The following is a 19,817-nucleotide window of genomic DNA, read 5'->3' on the forward strand; positions in this document are numbered from 1 at the left end:
ATTGCCGCGCGGTCAACTCGTCGCGCTATCAAATCTATACTGGTGAAGCTGCGCCCCGTTGTCGCGCAGCCAGCGCCTTTGGGCTTTGCAGTCACCAAACAGGCGCTCGACCTGCGCCCAGAACGCGGTGGAATGGTTCATTTCGGCCAGATGTGCGACCTCATGCGCGGCGACATAATGCAGGATGTCCGATGGCGCGAGGATCAGACGCCACGAAAACATCAGACCACCAGCCGAATTGCACGACCCCCAACGAGACCGCGTATCGCGCAAGGTCAGGCTGGAATAAGGTCGACCCAGCATTGCCGCATAATCGTCACAGGCCTCGGTCAAGCGATCCCGCGCCAGTTCCTTTAGGAACCTTGCCAATCGCCGGGCTTCGGCCCCTTTGGGGATTGCAATCTCTGTGTCCCGCAACAGAACGCGTCGGCCCTCTGCCGGTACGATTCGCCTATCTTTGCCTTCAATGGGGATTGATTGCCCGAATCCCACGGCCAATGGGTTGGGTCTGTCTTCAAGATGCTCACGGATCCAGTTTTCCTTGACCTTGGCGAAATTCAGCGCCTCGGCTTCTGCGACACCTTTCGGGTAGGTCAGCGTAACCCGCCCATCCAATTGAGAAATTCGCAAGCTGATACGCCGCACCCCGGCCGATTTGCGCAGCGTTAGCGGCACCGGCGGTTTTCCGGGCAATGCGTGGTCCCCCATGTGCCTGTTTCTCCTGCTCAAAGGCTTTGACAGTGCCCGCTGCATGTGGCACGTGACCTGAATCATTACTACGACTCACCTGATATCAAGGGGATCTGAAATGCCCAAGGAAGAATGGGGTGTAAAACGCGTTTGCCCGACCACCGGTAAGCGGTTTTACGACCTGAACAAGAACCCGATCGTCAGCCCCTACACCGGCGAGATCGTGGAGCTTGAAACTGGCAAGAGCCGGATGATCGCCGCAGATGCGGAAGATGCCGCGTCGGCAAAAGCACGCGAAAATGCGTCAGAAGAAGGTCTGGTTCTGGACGATGACGACAGTGTCGACGTCGAACTGGACGATGATCTGCTGGATGATGATGACGACAGCAGTGACGACGTTTCGCTGGATGAAATCACCGATATGCCAGCGGAAGAAGAAAGCTAAAACCGGTCCGGGGCGGCCCTTGCGCCGCCTCTGACTACACCCGGATGCGAGGCAGAATCTTTTCCGCATAATCCATTTTTGGACTTGCGCTCATTGCCGTCGTCTCATAAACGTCCGTCCACCGCTACAGCGGTACCTGGAAGGGGCCTTAGCTCAGTTGGGAGAGCGCTTGCATGGCATGCAAGAGGTCAGGGGTTCGACTCCCCTAGGCTCCACCAAAATCCATTGATTTTATTGAATAAATTCGGGCGACGCCTCCACAGCCCCCGAATTGCCCCCGAAATTACGTCGCTTCACCGGGCTTTTGTCGGCACCAACCCAACGCCACCCGAGTCGGAATGTCGCACCCCACCCCCCGGCCTCACCCGAGCGCTGCGCGGTTTTGTTTATACCCCACGCATACAAAGCGCGGGGTTCCTGCACTTTTTGACTGCTAGGTCAAACGAGACGATGTCATCCGTGCGGCTACCGATGCGTCTCGCCAAGAGTACATCAGCTGCTTGGCTATTTGGTGCACTGAGCACTAACGACCGCTTTGAAGTCCGATCGTACACCCGGTCTATTCCGATCAGTGTCCGCAAAGCGGACGTTTCCGCCGTTCAAATTCAGTTGTCTCAGGTCCGCTTCGTGAAGCAAGCGGTAGTTCGCAAACCAGCACGGTTATCTTCCCTACCTCTTGTTGTCCGGCGCGACCTCGGTACTGGTCGTTCCCGCCACGACGTGACTGGTCTTTTCGGCTGGCGAAGAGGCGTCGTGATTTGCGAACCGTACACTTACGAACACCGTGAAGCCGACCATCATGAGGAAAAGCGTCCAGTGCAACGCAGAATCTTCGAAGACCACCGAAACAAGGCTTGCAACTAGCGGGCCTGCAATACCTCCGGCGGTCGCAACAAACAGCATCGTCACGGAGGCTGCGGCGACATAGACGGGCGGCGTGCGATCCATCGCATGCGCGACGAGCAAGGAATACATAGTCAGCAAGGCTCCACCCAGGATCACCATGAGGCCGAGGAATACCGATTTCCAGATTGTTCCGGAGACGGCGTGATAGGCCGATCCGTCGCCGCTGCCCGCAATCGAGAAATTCAACAGCAGGGCTGAGGCGATCACTCCGTTGATCAGAATGATCACCCGCCGGTCGTGGCGGTCGGATGCCCACCCGAGCGGGTACATGAAGAGAATCCGTCCGAGATACAGTGCTCCGATGAGGAGGGCGATCTCCTTGGTACTGATCCCGAAGGTGGCGGCTCTGTAGGGCGTAACGTTCAGCAATGTCGTTGCGACCATTCCGACCGTGAAGGCTCCGACCCAGGCAGTGGGTGAGTCCTTGAACAACCCGCGGATCCGCACATTGGCGTTGGACTGGACGGCAGGAGGGTCAGATCGCGCGGCGGTCAGCACGACAATTGCAACGCAATAGAGCAGCGAAACCACGATGAAGGCTTCGTTCAGGTCTTCGGGCAAAACTTGGATCATGAGCTGGCTTCCGACGGACATTACGCCGAGCACCGTCGCATAAACCGCCAGAAGCCGCCCGCGACTGGCCTTCTCGGCGGAGACGCTGATCCACGCGTCGCCCAGTGCGAACAATCCGGCCGTAGCAACACCGGTCGCGAACCTGACGAACAGTAGAACCGGAACGGGCTCGCTGAGCGCGAAGGTCAGGGTCGAGCCGATGCAGATTGCCGCGCCTGCAGCGAAGGAGCGGATGTGGCCGACCTTGGTGATCCATCCCGCGATGTAAAAACACCCGATAAGGAACCCGAGAGAGTAAGCTGCAGGAGCGAGTGCTGCAACTTCCTGTGACGCGCCGGTTTCGGCGAAGTATAGCGCCACGAGAGTCCCCGACGCGGCGGTAACAAGCTGCACCGACGCCATCGCCATAAAGAGCGATCGCAGGGTCAGCAACCTGTCCGTAAACTTATCCGTCAACGGCATTTTTCCGGAACGCAGGTCAGAGAAGCACCGATACTATGACAGCGCATGTTAAGCCAGTCGGGGTTCTTTTTCATCCCGGGACCTGACAACTGAAGCTCTTGGGTTCGTTGGGATCACCGGAACCATCGTAAGTCACCACCGCAGGATGCGCACAGATTATACGTCCACCTTTTCCGTTTGGCTCTCGCGTCAACGGATCCACGTAAGGGGCGTCAAGCTGGTCCGGCGCCACGCCTGAATCCAACCAGTCTTCCAGTGCCGCGATGTAATTCGTGCCATCCGGCCCCGGTCCACCACGGCAATGGGTGACGCCGGGGCGGACAAACAGCCGCACGTCATCGCGGGCAGATGGATCGAATTTCAGCACACTGTCGTAGTAGTCAATGGTTCCGTAGGCGGTTAATGACCCGTCCATCCATCCGTTGTCGATTATGAGCTTCCCGCCACCGGCCCTGAACTCGGAAAGGTCCGGATCGTCTGCGTCAAGCGTCGGGCTAAGACGTTCGGCGTGGTGGGCGTAGTCAGAGAAGTCATAGCCCTCATAGGTCCATTCAGGATCGTTGTAGAAGAAGTACTTCATCATCTGGGTTGCAAAACCCCAAGTGGCATTCGGGATCGGGGGTTCTTCAAACGCGCTTTGTTCAGAGCCCGGGTGAAAATCGATCTCGCCACCTTCGACATAGCCTCCGGAAATCCAGACTAACCAACCAAGCGGATTTCCGGGCAATTCCACGCCCATCGGCGTTCCAGGCCAGGAGACACCACCAAATTCAGCTTCACCGTGAATGGCTTTTGCTGCTGCGACCTGTTCCGGGCTGAGGCATTGATTGGTTTCACTTTCGCCGCAGGTCAGCGACCCAATATCAAAGTCGCACTGCCTCGGATCATTCAGAATTCCGTCTTCGAGCCCGTCCAGGGCGTCACACTGATCCATGATCGCACGCCCAAGGACGGCAAGTGCCTCGGCATCGATCACCGGCGTCGTGATCTGGTTCGGATCTGGATACATAACCTGAGCGTCGTGTGTCCATCGGCCAGCCATTTCCTTCGTCCAGGAATAAGCCGGGGCCCCCGCGTAAATGCCGTCGAACACGGCAGGTGACCGCTGTGCTGCCATCAAAGCCTGACCGCCGCCACGGGAACACCCAAAGAAGAGATTGCGCTGGCTCTCAGACCCATAGTAGTCAGCAATAATCGCCTTTGAGGTGACGGCAGTCCGGTGAACGGCCTGAAACCCAAAAGAGACCTGACGTTCAAGGTTGTTCAGGGCCCAGGATGCGACAATGTTGCTGCCCTTGTGTCCTGTATCGGTCGAGACTGTCGCCCACCCGTCCGCAACGACGTTAAAGTAGTCGTTTGCCGCGTTGTCGAAGTTACCGGCGAACCCACCGCTGCCACCCATGATGAATTTTCCGTTCCAGTCATCGGGCAAAAGCAACTCGAACTCTGTCTCGGTCCCGATGACCCCAACGACTTGGCAATGCGGCTTCGGCGTTACTTCATGGGCGACGACGATAAGAGTAACGTCAGGCATAGGTGAAAAACTGGAGTTCTCGCACTGGTTCGCCATTGAGGTAGTAGGTATTGCGATTGCCGACGACATAAAAAACAAAGAAAGGGCGGCGCTTTTTGTTGTCATAGACTGCTCCAGAATTGCTCGAAGCTGACTAAAACACTGGAAAGCGTAAATGGGAAGGCTGCTCACCCAGATCGGATACTCAACGTCTGTTTCCCGCCCATTGCGGCGAATGCTGCAAGTTTCACCAATGGGTAGAATGGGCTCGAAGCGGTCATTCGCTGCACCCGACGCAAATGACCGCTGTCCGGAACAAGGCAGGCACCGATGTGTCCTCCATCTTCAAGAGTTCGTTTGGATCAATTGCGACGCCAATTATTACAAGTTTTGTAGTGTCATGGCGTCCGTTTCGTTATAAAATAACACATCCCATGAGCTCCAAAGTACCAATCGTCATAAACAGTGAACTTCACGTCGCCAGAACACGAAAACCTATTCCACGAACGGGGCGCATCCTACCGCTTGGGTGAACCAAACGTGCGGGCTTGTGGCGCGCGGCTAAGAGCAGGTGAGGCGTGTCCAAATCCCCCAATCAAGGAAAGCAAACAAGGCCGGTGCCTTAGCCATTGCGGGCCTCATGCTGCCCGCGCTTTCCGCCAGCGCCAGAAACGCCGGTTTGAAACGGGCAGCGTGTCCGCTGAAGAATGGAACCGGGCCGAAGCCCGCCGTGCGGCCAACCGGCTTGGGGATCAGTGGAAGAAAAACCCCTGGTTATCGGGCAGCACAATCGACTTGGGCGAGCATGAATGTGCGTTTCGTGACGCGCTGGGCGGGTTGGATGTAGAGACCTTGCCCCCTGCCGTCGCGGATTGGCTTCGGTGGCGGTACCGGCGGAGGCAAATCGACCGGAAGAATTGCGTTGCTTGGCAAAAGGCTCTTACGCAGGACTTGCCTCGGCGGGTCGCGGACGCTGGGCCACGTCCAGTGAATGGCTGCGGACGTAACGCAAAGCCGAATATGAGGCCCCGGACGTGGCGTGTCGATACGTTGGAACGGGGAAGCGCGTCTAAACGAACCCTGCCCGACAACCCCAAAGCGCCCCGAGTCCAGCGCGGGAAAGGCTGCGGACGTCGCGGACGCCCCCGGACGCAACCTGCCAGTGAGAATGAACAGGCAGAGTTGTCGCGGGTGTATCGTGAGAATGCGGCCGTTCTGGAACCGATCATGGCGGGCGTCGCAGAGGAAAAAAAACAGTTAGCGGTGCTGCGGACCCTTCGGGACTATCTGGCCCGGCCTACGGACGCAGAGGCGTGCAAACGCTGGCTGACATTGGTTGCAGCCGCGCGGACGTAATGGGGTGCCAGCGGCGCTATGCGCGCCGCCAGCTTGCCCGCTTACTTCTTGAACCAATCAAGAAGTTTGATTTCGCGCTCAAGTTTGGAAGGAATGTTCGCTGTTCCGTGCCGTTCCAGCCATTGGGCACAAAGGCTGTTGGGCGCAATGGCGTAGTGGATCGCGTGTTTTTTCCGGCTGGGTTCAGGCTTCCACTGCGCGGGAGGATAAAGGAGGACCTTTTTGTACCCCCGGCCCTCATGAATTTCATCCCACTTGCGCCAGAGGTCGGGCACCAGATCGAAACAACGCTCAGCGTATGCCCGGAGTAGGTCAACGGCGAATTGTTCTTCTTCGACCAGCAGGGGCGGTTTTGCCGCCTCAAGGCGCTGCTGCAAAGCATGATCGCTGAATTCTCGCGGTAGGATCACATAGTCGAGCCGCCAGCCGGGGCGCATTCCGCCGCGAGTGACGAAGTCCTTATCCTTATGACGGAAGGCTACGGCAGCGCCCAGACCAGAGCGAGCCGCAGGGTCGGGGAAGGTCGCAAGCAGCGCCAAGCGGCGCGTATCGAACAAGTATGCCGTATCGGCAATGGGGTTTTGCCCTGGAAAAGTGTTTGCCACGGGGCCGTTAGGGAATGCCGCGTCAATTGCGGTTGCAGGGGCGGTAGGGGGTGCAAGGCTTTTGGTCATTGTCAGGCCTCTTTTTCATTTGTTTTGTTCTTTCAGGGTAGGCCGGACGTTGCCTGTTTGCGGTCGTCCTACGGGACAGCGTTGCCCGCGTGTTTATCGCTGCAATGTGGTCTGACTGTCAGTATGTCTAAACAGTCAGGCTAACAGTCAGATCATGTGTTTACGTTCTTCAAAATTGGGCCGCTGGTGACAGCACGTGACGGCTGGTGACAGCTTGAATTGTTTCGGCTGTCACCCTTAACGGTCTATTTTAAATCACTAAATTCCTCGGGTGACAGCGGTGACAGCTGTTCTCCCTTCTTTTCTAAATAAAAAGAAAAAGGGGGAGGAAAGCGCAATGCGCCACGGCCAGACAAAGAGAGGGCTATTATTGTAGAAGTTTCGTGCATTTGGCTGTCACCGCTGTCACCATTTCATTTTGTCATTCTTAAACAATTAGTTATGGGTGACAGCAGGCTTGCGCGGTTGCCGTCACCCTGCCGTCACGCGGCCAAGGCAGTTGTCATGCCGTGGGTGGTGCTTGTTTTCATTATCAGGCGGATTTGGCGGTTGTTCTTTGTCCGGGCCAATTCCCGGTCAATACCCCAAGCGTCGGCAAGTCCGGGCCACAAACGATCGTACTGCCCTTTGAACGGCATACGATTCACATCCCACTGCGGCGCACCGAATGCCGGCACGTTCGCAATGGCGGTTTCCAACTCAGAGTATGTGCCCTGCCACACACCGCCCGGCGACGATTGCAACAGCGCGCGAATGCGCCAAGCGACGGGGTTGCCCTCAAGGATGCGTCCAGCCTCGCTCTGTTCACCTTCACACAGCGCCGCCATACACAGGCCCAACGGCCAACCTAGGCCGCGCCCAATGGCTTCTGCGGTGATTGCAGCATCCGACAAGCGCGGCGGTTCCAAACGCCCTTGGTCACAATCCGTTTGGACAGCAGCCCATTGCTTCAATCCCCCGGCCATCGCGGCGTACAGTGCGCCAAGAATTTTAGGGTAGTCAGCCACCCAAGCCGTGCCCAGCGCGCTTTCGCTCCGGCGATTGGCTCGGCTGATGCTTGGCGGTTCGATGCGCAACGTCCGCTGCCCAAGGTCCGGCAGACGCACGATGTCGGAGAGAACGCTCGTAAACGTCACCGACGCGTGCGCTTGCAGAATTGAACGGTCGCCATCGCTGTACAGCTTGCGCGCGGCATGGGCCGTGCCAGATGCGATTGCACACAGGACGTCGGATGTGGCCTTGGTGATGCCGCTGGCGTTGTCTACGACCATGTTCAAACGGCTAGCCACGATTGGGAACATTTTCTCCGGCTCACGAGGCAGCGTGGACGTCACAGCCGCCGCATCCGGGTCCGTGAGGTCCGTCAGACGCCGTGCCATCGTTGTTTTGCCTGAGCCTTGCTGCCCGGCGATCATCAAATGCGGAACGGTTCCAGGTCGATAGAGGGCAGACGCAAGGATGCAAAGAAGCACGGACCGTTGCTGCACGCCGGGGTCACTCGCGCCTGCACCCGCGTTGAAAGAGGCCAGCGGCAAGTGCCGCGCCAACAAGGGAAAGAGTTGTGCTGAGGGTACGCCGGTTTCAGGTTCGGGCAGCGGCAATGCACCTTTGCGAGTTGTCATGTGCAGCGGCACGGCAGACAGCGGCACCAGCTTCCAACCAGATGCGTCAATCTTAACCGCGCGCCCAGCTTCCATACAGTTCACATACAAGACGGCATTGCCCGCACCGTCGGATGTTTGAGCCTGACGAAAGAAAACGTCCTCTCGCGGCGCGTCTACGTCCACACGGTTCAGCAGATGTTCAAAGAGGTTCCCGGCAGCCGTCCCCGTCAGGTTATGCCCTTTCTTGGCTGCCAACCGCAGAATACCGCGATCCTTGCCCGAGACGTCATACAGGTTGCCATTGCCGGACAACCAGACAGTACCTTTGCGGTCCTGAAACAGATAAGCCCCGTCGGCTAGAACGGACGCTGCTGCGCGTTCGTGAGCGGCACCGTTTGTTTCTTGCCGCTTGGCTGCCATTGCGTCCACGTCCGCAGGATAAGGCTGCGCAGACTCGAATGCGATCCCGGCCAAGAATGCGGACGCGGAAGGCGGAAGGCTTTCGGTGTTCTTGCCCGACGCGTTCAGCGCCGACACATGGTTCTCGTACTGTGTGCGGATCATCGCCAGAAAATCCGGGGTCCGCATGTTGTCGCAAGACGCGTGGTTGCAAAAACAGGCCCCATCAGATCCGATGAACGAGAACCCCGTCTCGGCCCGGTCGCCGTGCGCCTGCCAGTTCGGACACATGGCGTCAACAACGCCCTCTGTCCGTGAGCGGGGTTCGAGGTCGACAATCTCAGCCATCCGCACAATCGCATCGTCCATAGACGCGGTGCGCGGTCGCGCACCTGCGCCGGTTGCTGCCAAGTCTTTCGAGGTCTGCGCCGACAAAGGCACGGCAGCGTCGCGCCAGTTTTCGCCGCCGATCAACACGCGACCGATCTGGTCAATGCTGGCCGACCTCTCGGGGTGCCACTCGGTATAGCCGACGGCGGGTGCCCGGTTCTTGCTGCCCTTGTATTTGGGCTTTGAGTTGTGCCCCCACGGCAGACGCAGGTAGCGCGTGGCGTCGTGCAGGGCGTCGGTCAGTCCGCGTTCGATCATGTAGGCGCGGACCAGAGCCAGTTCTTGCCAGCGTTCGGGCGACGCTGCGTCCCCTGTCAACACCCAGCCCCACGTCTCGTTATTTGGGGATGTTTCAATGCGGAACGTCGGCTCGGGGAAGCCCATCGCAAACATGGCGTCCCACATAGCCGGGTCCACTTTCGTTCCGATGTCGTCCGCGTAAAGCAGGGGTTGCGAAACGACTTCGCCCAGGGTCCGGTTGTTCGCCCCCTCGCGCAGCAGACCCGTACAGAAATACAGGTCGGCGTTGTCCACGTCAGGCAAGCGGCGTTGTAGTGCGTCAACGCCTTGCATACCGAACCAACTGGCGCGCGTTTCAATGTCAGGGAAGCCCGCCAACCAAACTTGGTTCTCTTTGTCGGGGCCATAGATCGAGGTAAGAAAATCGGTGATAACCTGCCAGCCGTTGGCTGTTTGTCGTTGGGCTGCAAGGTTATGTTGCCCGCCACTGGCAGGTTTGGTAGGTTCTGTGCTCATAGATAGTTTGCCTTTTGCCCCGTTCTGCGTGCCGTCGCGGTCGGGGTTTTTCTTTTTTGAGTTGCTTAAGCTGCTTTACGAACAGCTTTTCGATCTTCTACCCACTGCCCCACTTCACGTTGGCTCCAACGTGATGCGCGCCCAATTTTGATCGGTCGAGGAAAGTCACCACTCGCAACTTTCTTGTAGATAGCCGCCCGGCCAAAGCCGGTAATTTCCGATACGGATGTGCAGGTCAAAAAACGGTCAGTCTCTGCGAGATTATTCAAGGTTAGCCTCCGAAAAAATCTTGTTTTCGTGAGCATAGCATTCAATCGCCGTCAGTCGCGGTCAATGGAATTATTGACCTAACACACTGTTCCATTTGACTAATTCGTCAGAACGATTTGAGTTTTCTTCTAAAAGCAAGAGTTTACGCAAGTAAGAAAAATTGACTCACACTTAGTCAAAAAAGCCCCTTCTGACGGGCGTGTCAGAAGGGGCGCTTTATTCGTCGCAAAGTAGATTTATCCGTTCGATGTTTCGCGTAATCTAACCACCTTGTCGTCTACGCCACCCGCTGGAATTCCGTCGAGAAAGCCACACCAAACATTCATGAGTACGCGGCGGCGCTCCACCGCTTGTTCGCGACGGTACGCCCGCTCTACTTCGCCCAACTGGTGCGCAAGCGCTTCTTCGGCGAGTTCCCGAGGGAATTCTGTGTCGTTTTCTGCCCAATCTCTGAACGCACTCCGAAACCCGTGCGGAACGTACTGGTCCACACCCATACGGCGCATGACTGCGCGAAGGGTCATGTCGCTCAAAGGCAATCCTTTCTTAGCGCCGAGAAAAACAAACCCATCGCTTTCGATGCTTTCGATATGCAGAGCGCGCGCTGCTTCGAGGACAGCCAGCATTCGTTCGGTCAACGGAACCAAATGGTCACGCCGCGCTTTGTCCTGCCGGGTTTTCATGCGTGAAGCGGGTATAGTCCATAGCTTCTTAACGAAATCGAATTCTTGCCACCGCGCCTCGCGTGTTTCACTGGATCGCGTCGCCGTGAGAATAAGAAATTCCAGCGCTAAAGCGCCTGCCCCCTCACGCTCTTTGAGCGCGGCAACGAATGCTGGAACTTCGGCCCGAGGCATTGCCGGTCGATGGCCGTTTGTGAGTTTTCTTGGCTTTGAAAGCGTGGCGTTGAACAACTCCCATCGAGCCGGATTGTCGCGGCGGTACGCGTTATTTTGTATCGCGTGGTCAAACATGTTTTCCAAACGGGCGCGGACGCGCGCGGCGGTCACGTGCTTTTCGTCCCAAATCGGGCGAAGGACGGCCAGTACATCCTCCCGAGTTACATCCTCCAACTGCATCTTTCGAAGTTCGGCGGCATAGTGGTCGAATGTATGACGCCATTGATAAATGTGCTTGGGATTGGTGAACCGATCCGCCTTGATTTTCCATTCAACAAACATGTCGGCGTATTTGCCGAACGTAGTAGCGTTGGCAGCGGCATCCGCTTCTGCGCGCGCTACGGCTAACGCAGTGCGTGCCTCTTTGATAGGGTTCAAACCTTGCGCGACAAGTTCTCGTGCGTCTGTTGCTTTCTTTCGAGCCTGCGCCAACGTCGTTCCGGGGTATGAACCAAGACCCATTTCATACCGATTGTCCGTTTTCTTTGTACCCTTCACATCAACAAGCGGAACTTTTGAACTGAACCGAAACACCCAACGTTTTGTCCCGCTGGCTGTGCAGCGCAAAGACAAACCGCCCCCATCATTTAGGGCGGTGCCGGGCGCGGCGTTTTCAACTTGCTTCGCTAATAGACGGTGCATCCCCCGCGCCATGTGGTTTCTCCTTTAGCTTGAAATTGCCGAGCGGCAACTTGCAACAACGCCTGTTGATACGCCCGCTGCCGCCGCCGCTTTTTCGTTGTCAAAACCAAGATCGTTGACCAGCGTGCAGAGCAAGTCCGCAAGGTCACGCCAGCTTTCTGGCATGCCAAAATAGCTTGTGTCGGGCAGCGTCGGCAGAAGGGCCATTGCCTGCGCCAACAGCGGTTCCCCGACATTGGTTTCGTTTGTGTGAGCGGAATTGCCAGCGTGTTCGATAGTTTGCATTTCTTTTCTTTCTACTAATCCGGGGCATTGGGTGCGGCCCCTATTCGCGCCCCCGTTTTGCCCCCGAAAATCGGGGGCAGTCAATAGACTTGAGTAGACAAGTATAGACAAACCTCACCGCACAATGGGCCATTACCTTTATTTTATAGTATAAAATGGACGTCAGTAGACGAGTGGAGACACTAGTTAGGTGGCCCTAGGATCCACCAAATCCCAATACAAATCATTTGGTTACGAGCCGTCTCGACTTGCCCTGTGCGGGGTGCGCCCCTCGGGGGTGCGTTCGGGGTGCGGTATCGTCCGCAATATGGGCAATATGGGCTAGTTTGACCGACGACTCACCCACCCACTGTCAAACTTCCGTTGACAGGGATGAGAACAATAGTAGAACAAATTCATGCGCAAATGGCCCCGAACGATTCCGTATGATCTGAAATGTCGGCTAGAACAGTTACGTGAGTATCGCGGCGCACCAAGCATCCAAACCCAATGGGGTGAAGTGCTGGAATGGCTGGAAAAGCATGGGGTAGAACCACCAGATCATGCATTGCCCACCGAACCAGAATTAAAAGGACCGGTCGGTCACAGTTAGGCTGCTGACGAGGATAGTGGTGAGGCAGTCTGAAATACTGCAGGTCGGGACGCAAATTATTTGTCATCACTAGCGGACAATAAAAAAGGCCACCCAAAACTTGAGCAGCCTCTAGAAAATTCAAATAATCAGTTTGTCAGAGAAGCGTTGCATGCACGCGCCGCTTCTATCGCCTTTTTTGTGCCAGCAAGACTAATTTCGAAGGCAAAGTTGGACTCCGGCATCACAATCATCGTTTCGCGTTCCATCACGTCTGTGACGAAGTCAGGATTGTTAGCAAGGAGATAACCGCCTTTGTACCCGTCTGCCAAATTGGGCGGCGCTGCTGTTGTATCGCCATAGTACAATTTGTTGTCCATGAGCAGCTCTACCTTGTCATCCTTAAACTCGATGTCCGCCTTGGTGAAAACACCCATGTAGCCGAAATCCTTGTCTGGCGTCAGACCCATTTGCACAACGTTGGTATTCTCATCCACCCTTTCAATCAGGCAAGTATTTTGGCTCTTGTCCACAAAAATGTTCCAGCCAGATTCCTCGCCATAGTTTACGAATTCCGCATTGTCTTTCGGCAGAATGTTCTTGTCTTTGGCATGTCCGGTTGTTGCTCCGCATGCAAGAACAGCAGCCACAATATAAGTCTTGGTCAGCGATTTCATAGAATCTTTCCCATAATATTATTGCAGAATAGGAATATGACGATAGGCGCTGAACGCGAGTTTCGCAAGCAACCCTTCAGCCCTAAATAATTGTGCCGCGGCTCTTCATTTGATTCAATAAGCACAACGTCGAGCCACCTGAACACCCGTTGCCCACCGAACCCGAACTACGCGGTCCGGTGGGCCACTCTTGACGGAAAACTCATTACCCCTCATCCCCCAAAAAACCCGCGCTGAACGGGGGGGACCCTTCGAACAACGCGGGTAGCAGTTTGGGGTATTGGTGTTACGGCAGGGGTCGCTGTTTGGATCAAAGTTCCCCGCGTCGCCCTATTCTGGGATGACGAGCAACGCGGGGTTTAGTCTGGTCATGGGACTGCCCGGACTGGGTTGGTAACAAGGATACGGGGGGGGGTTAGCCAGGTGGATCAAACACTCGCTCAGCGGTGTGAGTTAGGCCGCCGGTTGCTCTGGCGCGTCACCCAATGCAAGCAACAACAGAATTGCCAATAAGGGTGATCCAACAAGACCGATCAGAAACCAGATTAGGCCGGATCGGTTGCGGCGTCCCGCCATCGTGATCGGCAGGATGTAGAGCCAGATCACGACAATCAGCAAGACGAACATAAAGACAAGTTGGATGATAGGTGCGTCCATGGCTTAGTTACCTTTCGTTTCTGTCACGTATGACACGCCAGACCATCCAGCTTGGCAATCTCTTTTGACTTAGCCGTTTCAACGATAACATTGTGTCCGTCTTTGGTCTCGATCGCATAGAGCGTCGTTCCGCGCGATCGCGCACCATAAGCCGCGCCGACCAGAGCGCCAAGCGGACCGGCCATCACTGCGCCTGCTGTTCCCCACCCGGCAGCAGTGCCGACAGACCGTGTCGTGCCAGACTCGGGCAGCTTGGTAACCTCGTCAACTTTGTGCTCGCGCATGACATTTCCCTGACCCAACGTTTGCTGAACCAATGGCACTTCAAACCGCCAAATGAACCGGACGTCATAGCCGGTTTGCATGTCGTGATTGATAACTTTGGGCATGGTTTGTTACTCCCCGCTGCGCGGAGAGCGATGCACACCCTTGGCAATGCCTACCAGAACACCGACCACCAGCGACACACCAAAGACCGTACCCATAGGGGCTAGCAGTTGGATGCCGATAATACGCGATTCCTCATCGATGCCCCAAAAGGTGAGCCAAATGGCAATGCCGAACGCGATGCCGCCAAAAACGACACCAATACCGGCGAGAACGTTTGCAATAGGGGTAAAAATCATAGTCTTGTCCTTTCTCACCAGCAGTATTTGAATGCGACATGCGCAAGCATATCCAATTCACCTATGTGCTCGGCATTGCGCGCCTGTTCCAACATGGCGTGTTTAGGCGATGCGTATTTAAAGCGGGCAATCTCAAGTTTGTTGGTTGTGTCTGTGACACTCTCTTGCGGGATGATTTCAGCGACGCAGGATAGGTCTGCGGACCGGACCGAGATGGCGTATCCGGCCACAAGCACCAACGCTGCGGCTGTTACAATGCGGGTTATAGTCTTATCCTTTCGCTACGGTCAGCACGCCGCTGCCGGGTTCATAAGTGATGGTCGCCGTGGCCGCGTTCGCGACGGGTCCGAGCGAGCGGCCCACAATGTCGATAACGGGCCGGTGCGTTCACCCTTTGCTTTGAGGCGGGTCGCGATTGTCATAAGGCGTTCGATGTCTCCGTCATCGGTCGGCGTGTTGACTGCACCAAATTTTTTTGCGACTGCGTTTGCGGTTGTGTACTGTGCGTCGTTGATGGTCAGTAGCAGGTCGTGCGGCTGGTGTAGCCGTAGTGATAGGTGTTGCAGTACATGGTGCGGGATTTGGCGGAGTTGTAACCCTCGGCAAATCCTTCCAAACCCTCTGCGACCGCTCCCAGCACGGCCTCTTCCTTTGGCGTCAAATCCGTGCAGGCACTCACGGCGATAAGGGTGATGACTGAAACAATGCGCTTCACTGTCCTACCCTTCGTGTTACTTTTCGTATTGCGATGCTCACATATAGCCCGCAATACGGATTGCAACACTCAACGAAACACATTATGTGTTACGTAACGGCACAAAAATTGAATGAGGTAAAATGCCCAGACCAACGGTTTCCCTGCGCATAGATGAGGAAAACCGCGATTTAATGCGGCGCGTGAATGTTCGGCTGCATGACGATCCGATGTTTTCTGAGGCTTTAGAGGCGCTTCTGGCAGATAAGAATGCGACAGCCTACATGCGGGCGGACGAGGTTGAACGCCGTTTGGCGGAAATAGCTAACCGTTTGTCCGCTCTTGAAGGTAAATGACGCCAATGAACTTAGTACAACCATGACATCTACCCGGTAATGTCTTTTAGTAGTCAACCAAGACAGCTGAAAACTGCTTTTTGTCATACTATGAGAACCCAGTGCTTATTCTTGCAGCGGTCATCGGAATCATCCTGGCTTTTTCGCTGGTTGGCTCCGCGCGAGATTACTTTTCTGGCCACCGTTACAATGGCAACGTCGTTCCACTTCGTCGCAGATCGCGCCTTACGTTGCCGCGTTCACTGACACTGGGACGGTCGGTTGTAATCTGGATGGCCGCTCTAATCGGTTTCGCGGTCTTTCTGACTAGCTTTGGTCCGGACCAAACCGACCGGCGCACATTGGAAGGTATCGCCAATGTCCGAGACGTAGACACCTTAGTCGTTCAGGGCGTTCCGGTCAGGCTGAACGGCATCGATGGGCCGGAACTAAGTACAAATGCTGGAATGGCTGCGAAGCAATGGATGACAGGTCACCTGCGCGGCAAGACCGTCACTTGTAGGCTGAGTGGAGAGCGTACGTATGATCGTTGGGAGGGCGTTTGCTATGTGAATGGCGAAGACATAGGCGCGGCCTCTATCGCTGCCGGACATGCGCTTAACTGCCGCCGGTATTCAGGAGGCCGGTACCGCCGCTTGGAAACGCCGGCAGCTAGGGCGAGAACAGTACGGTCTGGGTATTGCTAGGTTGGTATCAGGGACCGCTTCCTGTGCGGTGAAATCTGCTTGCAGAAAGGTTGAAGTCCAATTCTGAATAAAGCTGGAAATCTGTGATCCAATCGACACCACAGTCGTCACAAGCATCAGGAACTTTTGAGTTACCAAGCCGTTGGGTGCGTTTGCCCGTTGCGGCTCAATATCAGACGCATGAATGCAGATATGTCCGCCCCGCTCCATCAGGTGTTTGGATAGCATCCCATTACCCCCCATTCATCCGCCACCGTCTGGTCGCTGCGGTACTCGCGCAGCCCTTCCAGCTTGCAACGCAGGTCATATGGGATCGTGCTAGTCATATGGGATCGTGCTAGGCCATTTGCGAATGGCCTATAGTCTAATTTTGTTCTGATGGGTGTCAACGTCATTGGTGCGGCAGACACGGTGTGCAATCCTTCTCTGGATTTGAACAGCCGTTTGGGGCAGAGAAATGCTACTTGTTACTTTTAAGGCCGTTGAGAAAACATTTGTTTTCGGCGCAACGATTGCAGCGCTAATCCCCCTTGCGCAATGGACAAGGGAAAGCGAGGCAAGAAACTTTGAACGAATGGCGAGTTTTATTGAACTCGGAGATACCTGCAGCAACTGGATGCAGGATGAAGTCATTGAAGGCATGGCAATCGAATTGAAAGACACGATTGAACGCGACGAGGAACTTGCGCCAATCCCAGTTCAAGTCAGGGCAAACCAAATCATTTTTTGCGCAGACGTACTTGATTGGTTTCAAGACGAATTCGGACGGGAAGGCGACCCGAGTGCCTACGAATATCTTGAGATGGTGTTTTATGCGTCTCATTGGGCCGTCCCAAACAACTATGAAGACTATCTCGTAAAGGTTCGAAACAATCCCAACCTTGCTGGAACCCATGAAGCCTACAGTACGGCAAGCCCATGGTGGCAAGCCGAAACGGTAGACGAATATTTGGAATCCGGTCGGAACTAACACTGGAAACCGGGAGCGAAAAGTGGCGTTCTTGATATATCAAGGACGCCGGATTTACTCTCCAAATAGCAGGCATTCCCAGCGTTTCATGATGGCCCTTCGCTGGTCCAAGCGTCGGGCTGCTGCCAGGTAATGAATTGCCGCCTCCGCTCCCAGCAACCGACGGAATTGACGCAAACCCGACAATTGTAGTGACCACTAAAAGGTCACCCAAGCAGGTTGCCCTGTCGTTCACCCTAGTTACCCCGACAGGTCCTTTCGTGCTCTGAGCCGAGGTTCACCACGTTGGCAAACCTCGGCTGAAACACAGGGTGTTAACGTACTAGCCGAATAGTGCTCACCCGCCGTTGGCCGTGGTTACTCGTCCTGCCAACTCGCAAACGTCTTACGGGCTAGCTCGCTCTCAGGGCGGAGGTTTTCGATGCCGCCGTAGGGTTCATCCTTGCCAATCGGGCGGTGCGGGTACTTCGCTATCATCTTGGCATGGCGCTTTGCCATGTCCTGAAATGACGCCCCGGACCAGAGCGATCCACCGATGTCGGGGGTTGTCTCTCGAGGATCGCGCAGGATGTTAAAGACCGGCGCTGCAGCCCCCGGCACACCCGGTGCGGGCATGTGCATCTTGAACTCCTGCTTTACGATCGAGCGCAAGACCGGGCCTTCGTAGATATAAACATAGTCCCGGCGCGAGTTCCCTTCGCCTTCCAGCAACAATGCGGTTTGGTCCACACCATCGATCACCCGGTCACGTGGAATGAACTCCATACCACCAGCGACGCGGGCCAACGTGGTGTAGAGGTCGGAGACGTGGATAATGTCTCCCGCGTAGCTTCCACCTTCGATTGCTTGCGGCCATCGCACGAACGCGTCCACGCGTACCCCGCCTTCGAGATGCTCTGCCTTGCCACCCCGATAGATCAACTCGATCATACCGGAATTTGGTGAGTACTGCTTGAAGATGCCGTTGTCGGCCATGAACACCACAAGCGTGTTCTCGGCCACGCCAAGCTCGTCGACCTTGGCCATGAGATCGCCGAACCAATCATCCAACTGCTCCATCTTGTCGGCCATAAAGCCGCCATTGCGGGACCTTTGTTGATCGCTAGAGGTGAAATTGAGTGGATAGAGCGGCCAGTACTGAAGGAAGAACGGCTCCTCTTCGCCTGCGAGGCGTTCCAATTGTTCCAGCACCTGCCTCTGGTATGTCGCGTTCATGCGCTCGTAATGCTCTTGCGTCCATTCCTCGCCGGCCTCGAGGCCCACCTCGCGGGCTTGCTCTCCCGCCTTTGCTTCGAGCCCGGTAACCAAGCCATAGGGTTTGAACCGCTGGTCGATTGCAAACTCACTCGACTGGGTCGATGGATGCCAGCCGTTCAGATTGCCTGCGGCCGCGGCCTCCGGTGTCATCAGGCTCAATTGAACCTGCTGGTGCACAGGAAAAAACGCGACATCGAAGCCTTGATTGTGGGGAAAGGACTCCTCGATATCCCCCTGGTGCCACTTGCCGACGTGAGCCGTGTTGTAACCTGATTGCTTGAGCACTTCGGCAATTGTGACGGCTTCACCGGCCAGGCCCTCGCCCACCAAGGCGACCTTTACTTCTTCCTGTCCAGCCCGGACCGGGTGGCTTCCTGTTAGGAACGCGGTGCGCGTCGGTGTGCACGAGGGTTCCGTATACATGCGCATCAAGGCAAGGCCTTCGGACGCGAAATCATTGATGTTCGGGGTGTCGAAACCGGCGACATAGTTCATCGCCCGGTTGCCCATCAAACCGAAGCTGACGTCATCGATCAGTACATAGAGGATATTCGGAGGTTTCCCGTTATTGGCGTCGCGAAGCTCTGTCAGACGTGAATCGATCCGAACGTCCTGTGCGGCCCATTCCTCGCCAAACTGGGCACTCAGGAAGTTGAACTCTCCATCGTGAATGATTGGACTATCCTGTGCCGTGACCGCCGACGCGGCGATCAGTGCGCCAAACACGCCTATGGTGACTCGCATTGGCTTCTCCTTCGCTAAACTAACCAGGGAAGCCTAGGTCATTATTCGGGAGGATCAAGTTTCAACTTCAGGCGTCGGCAACGGTCACGACACGGGCTTACTAAGACTTCTACAATGTGCGATCTTGGACAACTACGCGTTCGCTACGTCAGCGATCCGGACGCCTAACTGCCTTTCCAATCGACTTGCCTCAATGTCCGGTATTCGGTCGGACGCGTTTGATTGCCAAGGCTGCACCGGCGAAATCACTCAGGCGATCCAACGGCGGCAATACGCAGGAAGCGGTCGACTGGCTGAACCTCGCGACCGGCGGGTTTGTCCGCATTGCGGTCGCACGCGACATTCGGGCGAACGTCCGAACTGAGCCCTGAGCCCTGAGCCCTGAGCCCTGAGCCCTGAGCCCTGAGCCCTGAGCGGTCATAAACAAACAACGTTTACTGAGACCAAGTCGGAAAAGGATAAAGGTTCAGTATCGGAAGCGAAGGCCTACACCAAATCCTTCGTCAAAAGATCGGTTGCCACCAATTCCCAGAAGCGCTTCGCCGTAGACTGCGATGCCTTCGTTGATGTTGTATCCGATCTGGACTTCTGCAGAGCCAGACCATGCATCTTCTTCCCAATCATATGGGACTTTCAAATCCAACTTGGCCCAGTAGTCGGTTGCGAAGGGTTGTAGCGCGATTAACCTGAGCGCCGTCTGGCTGATGTCGGTATC

General features: G+C 55.9%; 22 protein-coding genes and 1 tRNA gene. 7 read left to right on the top strand and 16 right to left on the bottom strand.

From position 1 onward, the window contains the following. Positions 1 to 12 precede the first annotated feature (12 nt). Positions 13 to 708: a M48 family metallopeptidase gene (locus tag RUA4292_RS19045; RefSeq protein WP_058279023.1), complete on the bottom strand. Its 696-nt coding sequence runs from the start codon at positions 706 to 708 to the stop codon at positions 13 to 15. Positions 709 to 808: 100 nt separating this feature from the next. On the opposite strand from RUA4292_RS19045, the gene RUA4292_RS19050 reads away from it, so the two are divergent. After that, complete coding sequence (locus tag RUA4292_RS19050) at positions 809 to 1,135, top strand: TIGR02300 family protein (RefSeq protein ID WP_058279024.1); 327 nt, start codon at positions 809 to 811, stop codon at positions 1,133 to 1,135. 142 nt (positions 1,136 to 1,277) lie between these two features. Next, positions 1,278 to 1,353, top strand: a tRNA-Ala gene (locus tag RUA4292_RS19055). Between the two features lie 451 nt (positions 1,354 to 1,804). Here RUA4292_RS19055 and RUA4292_RS19060 read toward each other — a convergent pair. Both RUA4292_RS19060 and RUA4292_RS19065 read right to left on the bottom strand, forming a co-directional pair. Continuing rightward, complete coding sequence (locus tag RUA4292_RS19060) at positions 1,805 to 3,076, bottom strand: MFS transporter (RefSeq protein ID WP_082637195.1); 1,272 nt, start codon at positions 3,074 to 3,076, stop codon at positions 1,805 to 1,807. 70 nt (positions 3,077 to 3,146) lie between these two features. Next, positions 3,147 to 4,610: a tannase/feruloyl esterase family alpha/beta hydrolase gene (locus tag RUA4292_RS19065; protein WP_058279026.1), complete on the bottom strand. Its 1,464-nt coding sequence runs from the start codon at positions 4,608 to 4,610 to the stop codon at positions 3,147 to 3,149. Between the two features lie 672 nt (positions 4,611 to 5,282). Between RUA4292_RS19065 and RUA4292_RS19070 the strand changes: the two genes are divergently transcribed. Next, positions 5,283 to 5,945 carry a hypothetical protein gene (locus RUA4292_RS19070; protein WP_058279027.1) on the top strand — a complete coding sequence of 221 codons (663 nt, stop codon included), beginning with the start codon at positions 5,283 to 5,285 and terminating at the stop codon, positions 5,943 to 5,945. A gap of 41 nt (positions 5,946 to 5,986) precedes the next feature. Here RUA4292_RS19070 and RUA4292_RS19075 read toward each other — a convergent pair whose 3' ends face one another. The 11 genes from RUA4292_RS19075 to RUA4292_RS19120 all read right to left on the bottom strand — a co-directional run bounded on the left by RUA4292_RS19075 (position 5,987) and on the right by RUA4292_RS19120 (position 15,110). Further along, positions 5,987 to 6,619, bottom strand: a complete 633-nt coding sequence (locus RUA4292_RS19075) for a hypothetical protein (protein WP_058279028.1) — start codon at positions 6,617 to 6,619, stop codon at positions 5,987 to 5,989. A 482-nt stretch (positions 6,620 to 7,101) separates the two neighbouring features. Next, complete coding sequence (locus RUA4292_RS19080) at positions 7,102 to 9,768, bottom strand: AICE element replication initiation protein (RefSeq protein ID WP_058279029.1); 2,667 nt, start codon at positions 9,766 to 9,768, stop codon at positions 7,102 to 7,104. Between the two features lie 65 nt (positions 9,769 to 9,833). Beyond that, positions 9,834 to 10,037 carry a helix-turn-helix transcriptional regulator gene (locus RUA4292_RS24245; RefSeq protein WP_233493500.1) on the bottom strand — a complete coding sequence of 68 codons (204 nt, stop codon included), beginning with the start codon at positions 10,035 to 10,037 and terminating at the stop codon, positions 9,834 to 9,836. Positions 10,038 to 10,274: 237 nt separating this feature from the next. Further along, positions 10,275 to 11,591: a tyrosine-type recombinase/integrase gene (locus tag RUA4292_RS19085; protein ID WP_058279030.1), complete on the bottom strand. Its 1,317-nt coding sequence runs from the start codon at positions 11,589 to 11,591 to the stop codon at positions 10,275 to 10,277. Between the two features lie 12 nt (positions 11,592 to 11,603). Next, positions 11,604 to 11,864: a hypothetical protein gene (locus RUA4292_RS19090; protein WP_058279031.1), complete on the bottom strand. Its 261-nt coding sequence runs from the start codon at positions 11,862 to 11,864 to the stop codon at positions 11,604 to 11,606. Positions 11,865 to 12,584: 720 nt separating this feature from the next. Further along, positions 12,585 to 13,112, bottom strand: coding sequence for a hypothetical protein (locus RUA4292_RS19095; protein ID WP_058279032.1), 528 nt, complete (start codon positions 13,110 to 13,112; stop codon positions 12,585 to 12,587). Positions 13,113 to 13,565: 453 nt separating this feature from the next. Next, entirely contained in the window at positions 13,566 to 13,769 is a 204-nt protein-coding gene (locus RUA4292_RS19100) for a hypothetical protein (RefSeq protein ID WP_058279033.1), read from the bottom strand. A gap of 23 nt (positions 13,770 to 13,792) precedes the next feature. Next, entirely contained in the window at positions 13,793 to 14,158 is a 366-nt protein-coding gene (locus tag RUA4292_RS19105) for a hypothetical protein (protein WP_058279034.1), read from the bottom strand. A 6-nt stretch (positions 14,159 to 14,164) separates the two neighbouring features. After that, complete coding sequence (locus RUA4292_RS19110; protein ID WP_058279035.1) at positions 14,165 to 14,395, bottom strand: hypothetical protein; 231 nt, start codon at positions 14,393 to 14,395, stop codon at positions 14,165 to 14,167. A 14-nt stretch (positions 14,396 to 14,409) separates the two neighbouring features. Beyond that, on the bottom strand, positions 14,410 to 14,631 hold the full coding sequence (locus RUA4292_RS19115) for a hypothetical protein (protein WP_058279036.1): 222 nt from the start codon (positions 14,629 to 14,631) through the stop codon (positions 14,410 to 14,412). Between the two features lie 281 nt (positions 14,632 to 14,912). Then, complete coding sequence (locus tag RUA4292_RS19120) at positions 14,913 to 15,110, bottom strand: hypothetical protein (protein ID WP_058279037.1); 198 nt, start codon at positions 15,108 to 15,110, stop codon at positions 14,913 to 14,915. A 122-nt stretch (positions 15,111 to 15,232) separates the two neighbouring features. Between RUA4292_RS19120 and RUA4292_RS19125 the strand changes: the two genes are divergently transcribed. The 3 genes from RUA4292_RS19125 (at position 15,233) to RUA4292_RS19135 (ending at position 17,101) form a co-directional block, all read left to right on the top strand. Then, positions 15,233 to 15,445 carry a hypothetical protein gene (locus tag RUA4292_RS19125; protein WP_058279038.1) on the top strand — a complete coding sequence of 71 codons (213 nt, stop codon included), beginning with the start codon at positions 15,233 to 15,235 and terminating at the stop codon, positions 15,443 to 15,445. A gap of 101 nt (positions 15,446 to 15,546) precedes the next feature. Further along, complete coding sequence (locus tag RUA4292_RS19130) at positions 15,547 to 16,131, top strand: thermonuclease family protein (protein WP_233493501.1); 585 nt, start codon at positions 15,547 to 15,549, stop codon at positions 16,129 to 16,131. 457 nt (positions 16,132 to 16,588) lie between these two features. Continuing rightward, a complete protein-coding gene (locus tag RUA4292_RS19135; protein WP_058279039.1) occupies positions 16,589 to 17,101 on the top strand; it encodes a hypothetical protein in 513 nt (170 codons plus the stop codon). Between the two features lie 357 nt (positions 17,102 to 17,458). On the opposite strand, the gene RUA4292_RS19140 is transcribed toward RUA4292_RS19135, so the two are convergent. Further along, positions 17,459 to 19,102, bottom strand: coding sequence for a sulfatase-like hydrolase/transferase (locus RUA4292_RS19140; protein WP_058279040.1), 1,644 nt, complete (start codon positions 19,100 to 19,102; stop codon positions 17,459 to 17,461). Between the two features lie 218 nt (positions 19,103 to 19,320). Between RUA4292_RS19140 and RUA4292_RS24850 the strand changes: the two genes are divergently transcribed. Beyond that, complete coding sequence (locus tag RUA4292_RS24850; RefSeq protein WP_158507070.1) at positions 19,321 to 19,473, top strand: hypothetical protein; 153 nt, start codon at positions 19,321 to 19,323, stop codon at positions 19,471 to 19,473. 95 nt (positions 19,474 to 19,568) lie between these two features. Here the strand turns inward: RUA4292_RS24850 and RUA4292_RS24855 are convergent. Then, positions 19,569 to 19,817, bottom strand: a 249-nt coding sequence (locus RUA4292_RS24855) for a hypothetical protein (RefSeq protein WP_058278223.1), incomplete at its 5' end; no start/stop codon positions are given.

The sequence above is a fragment of the Ruegeria atlantica genome (genome assembly GCF_001458195.1).
Taxonomy (GTDB): Bacteria; Pseudomonadota; Alphaproteobacteria; order Rhodobacterales; family Rhodobacteraceae; genus Ruegeria; species Ruegeria atlantica.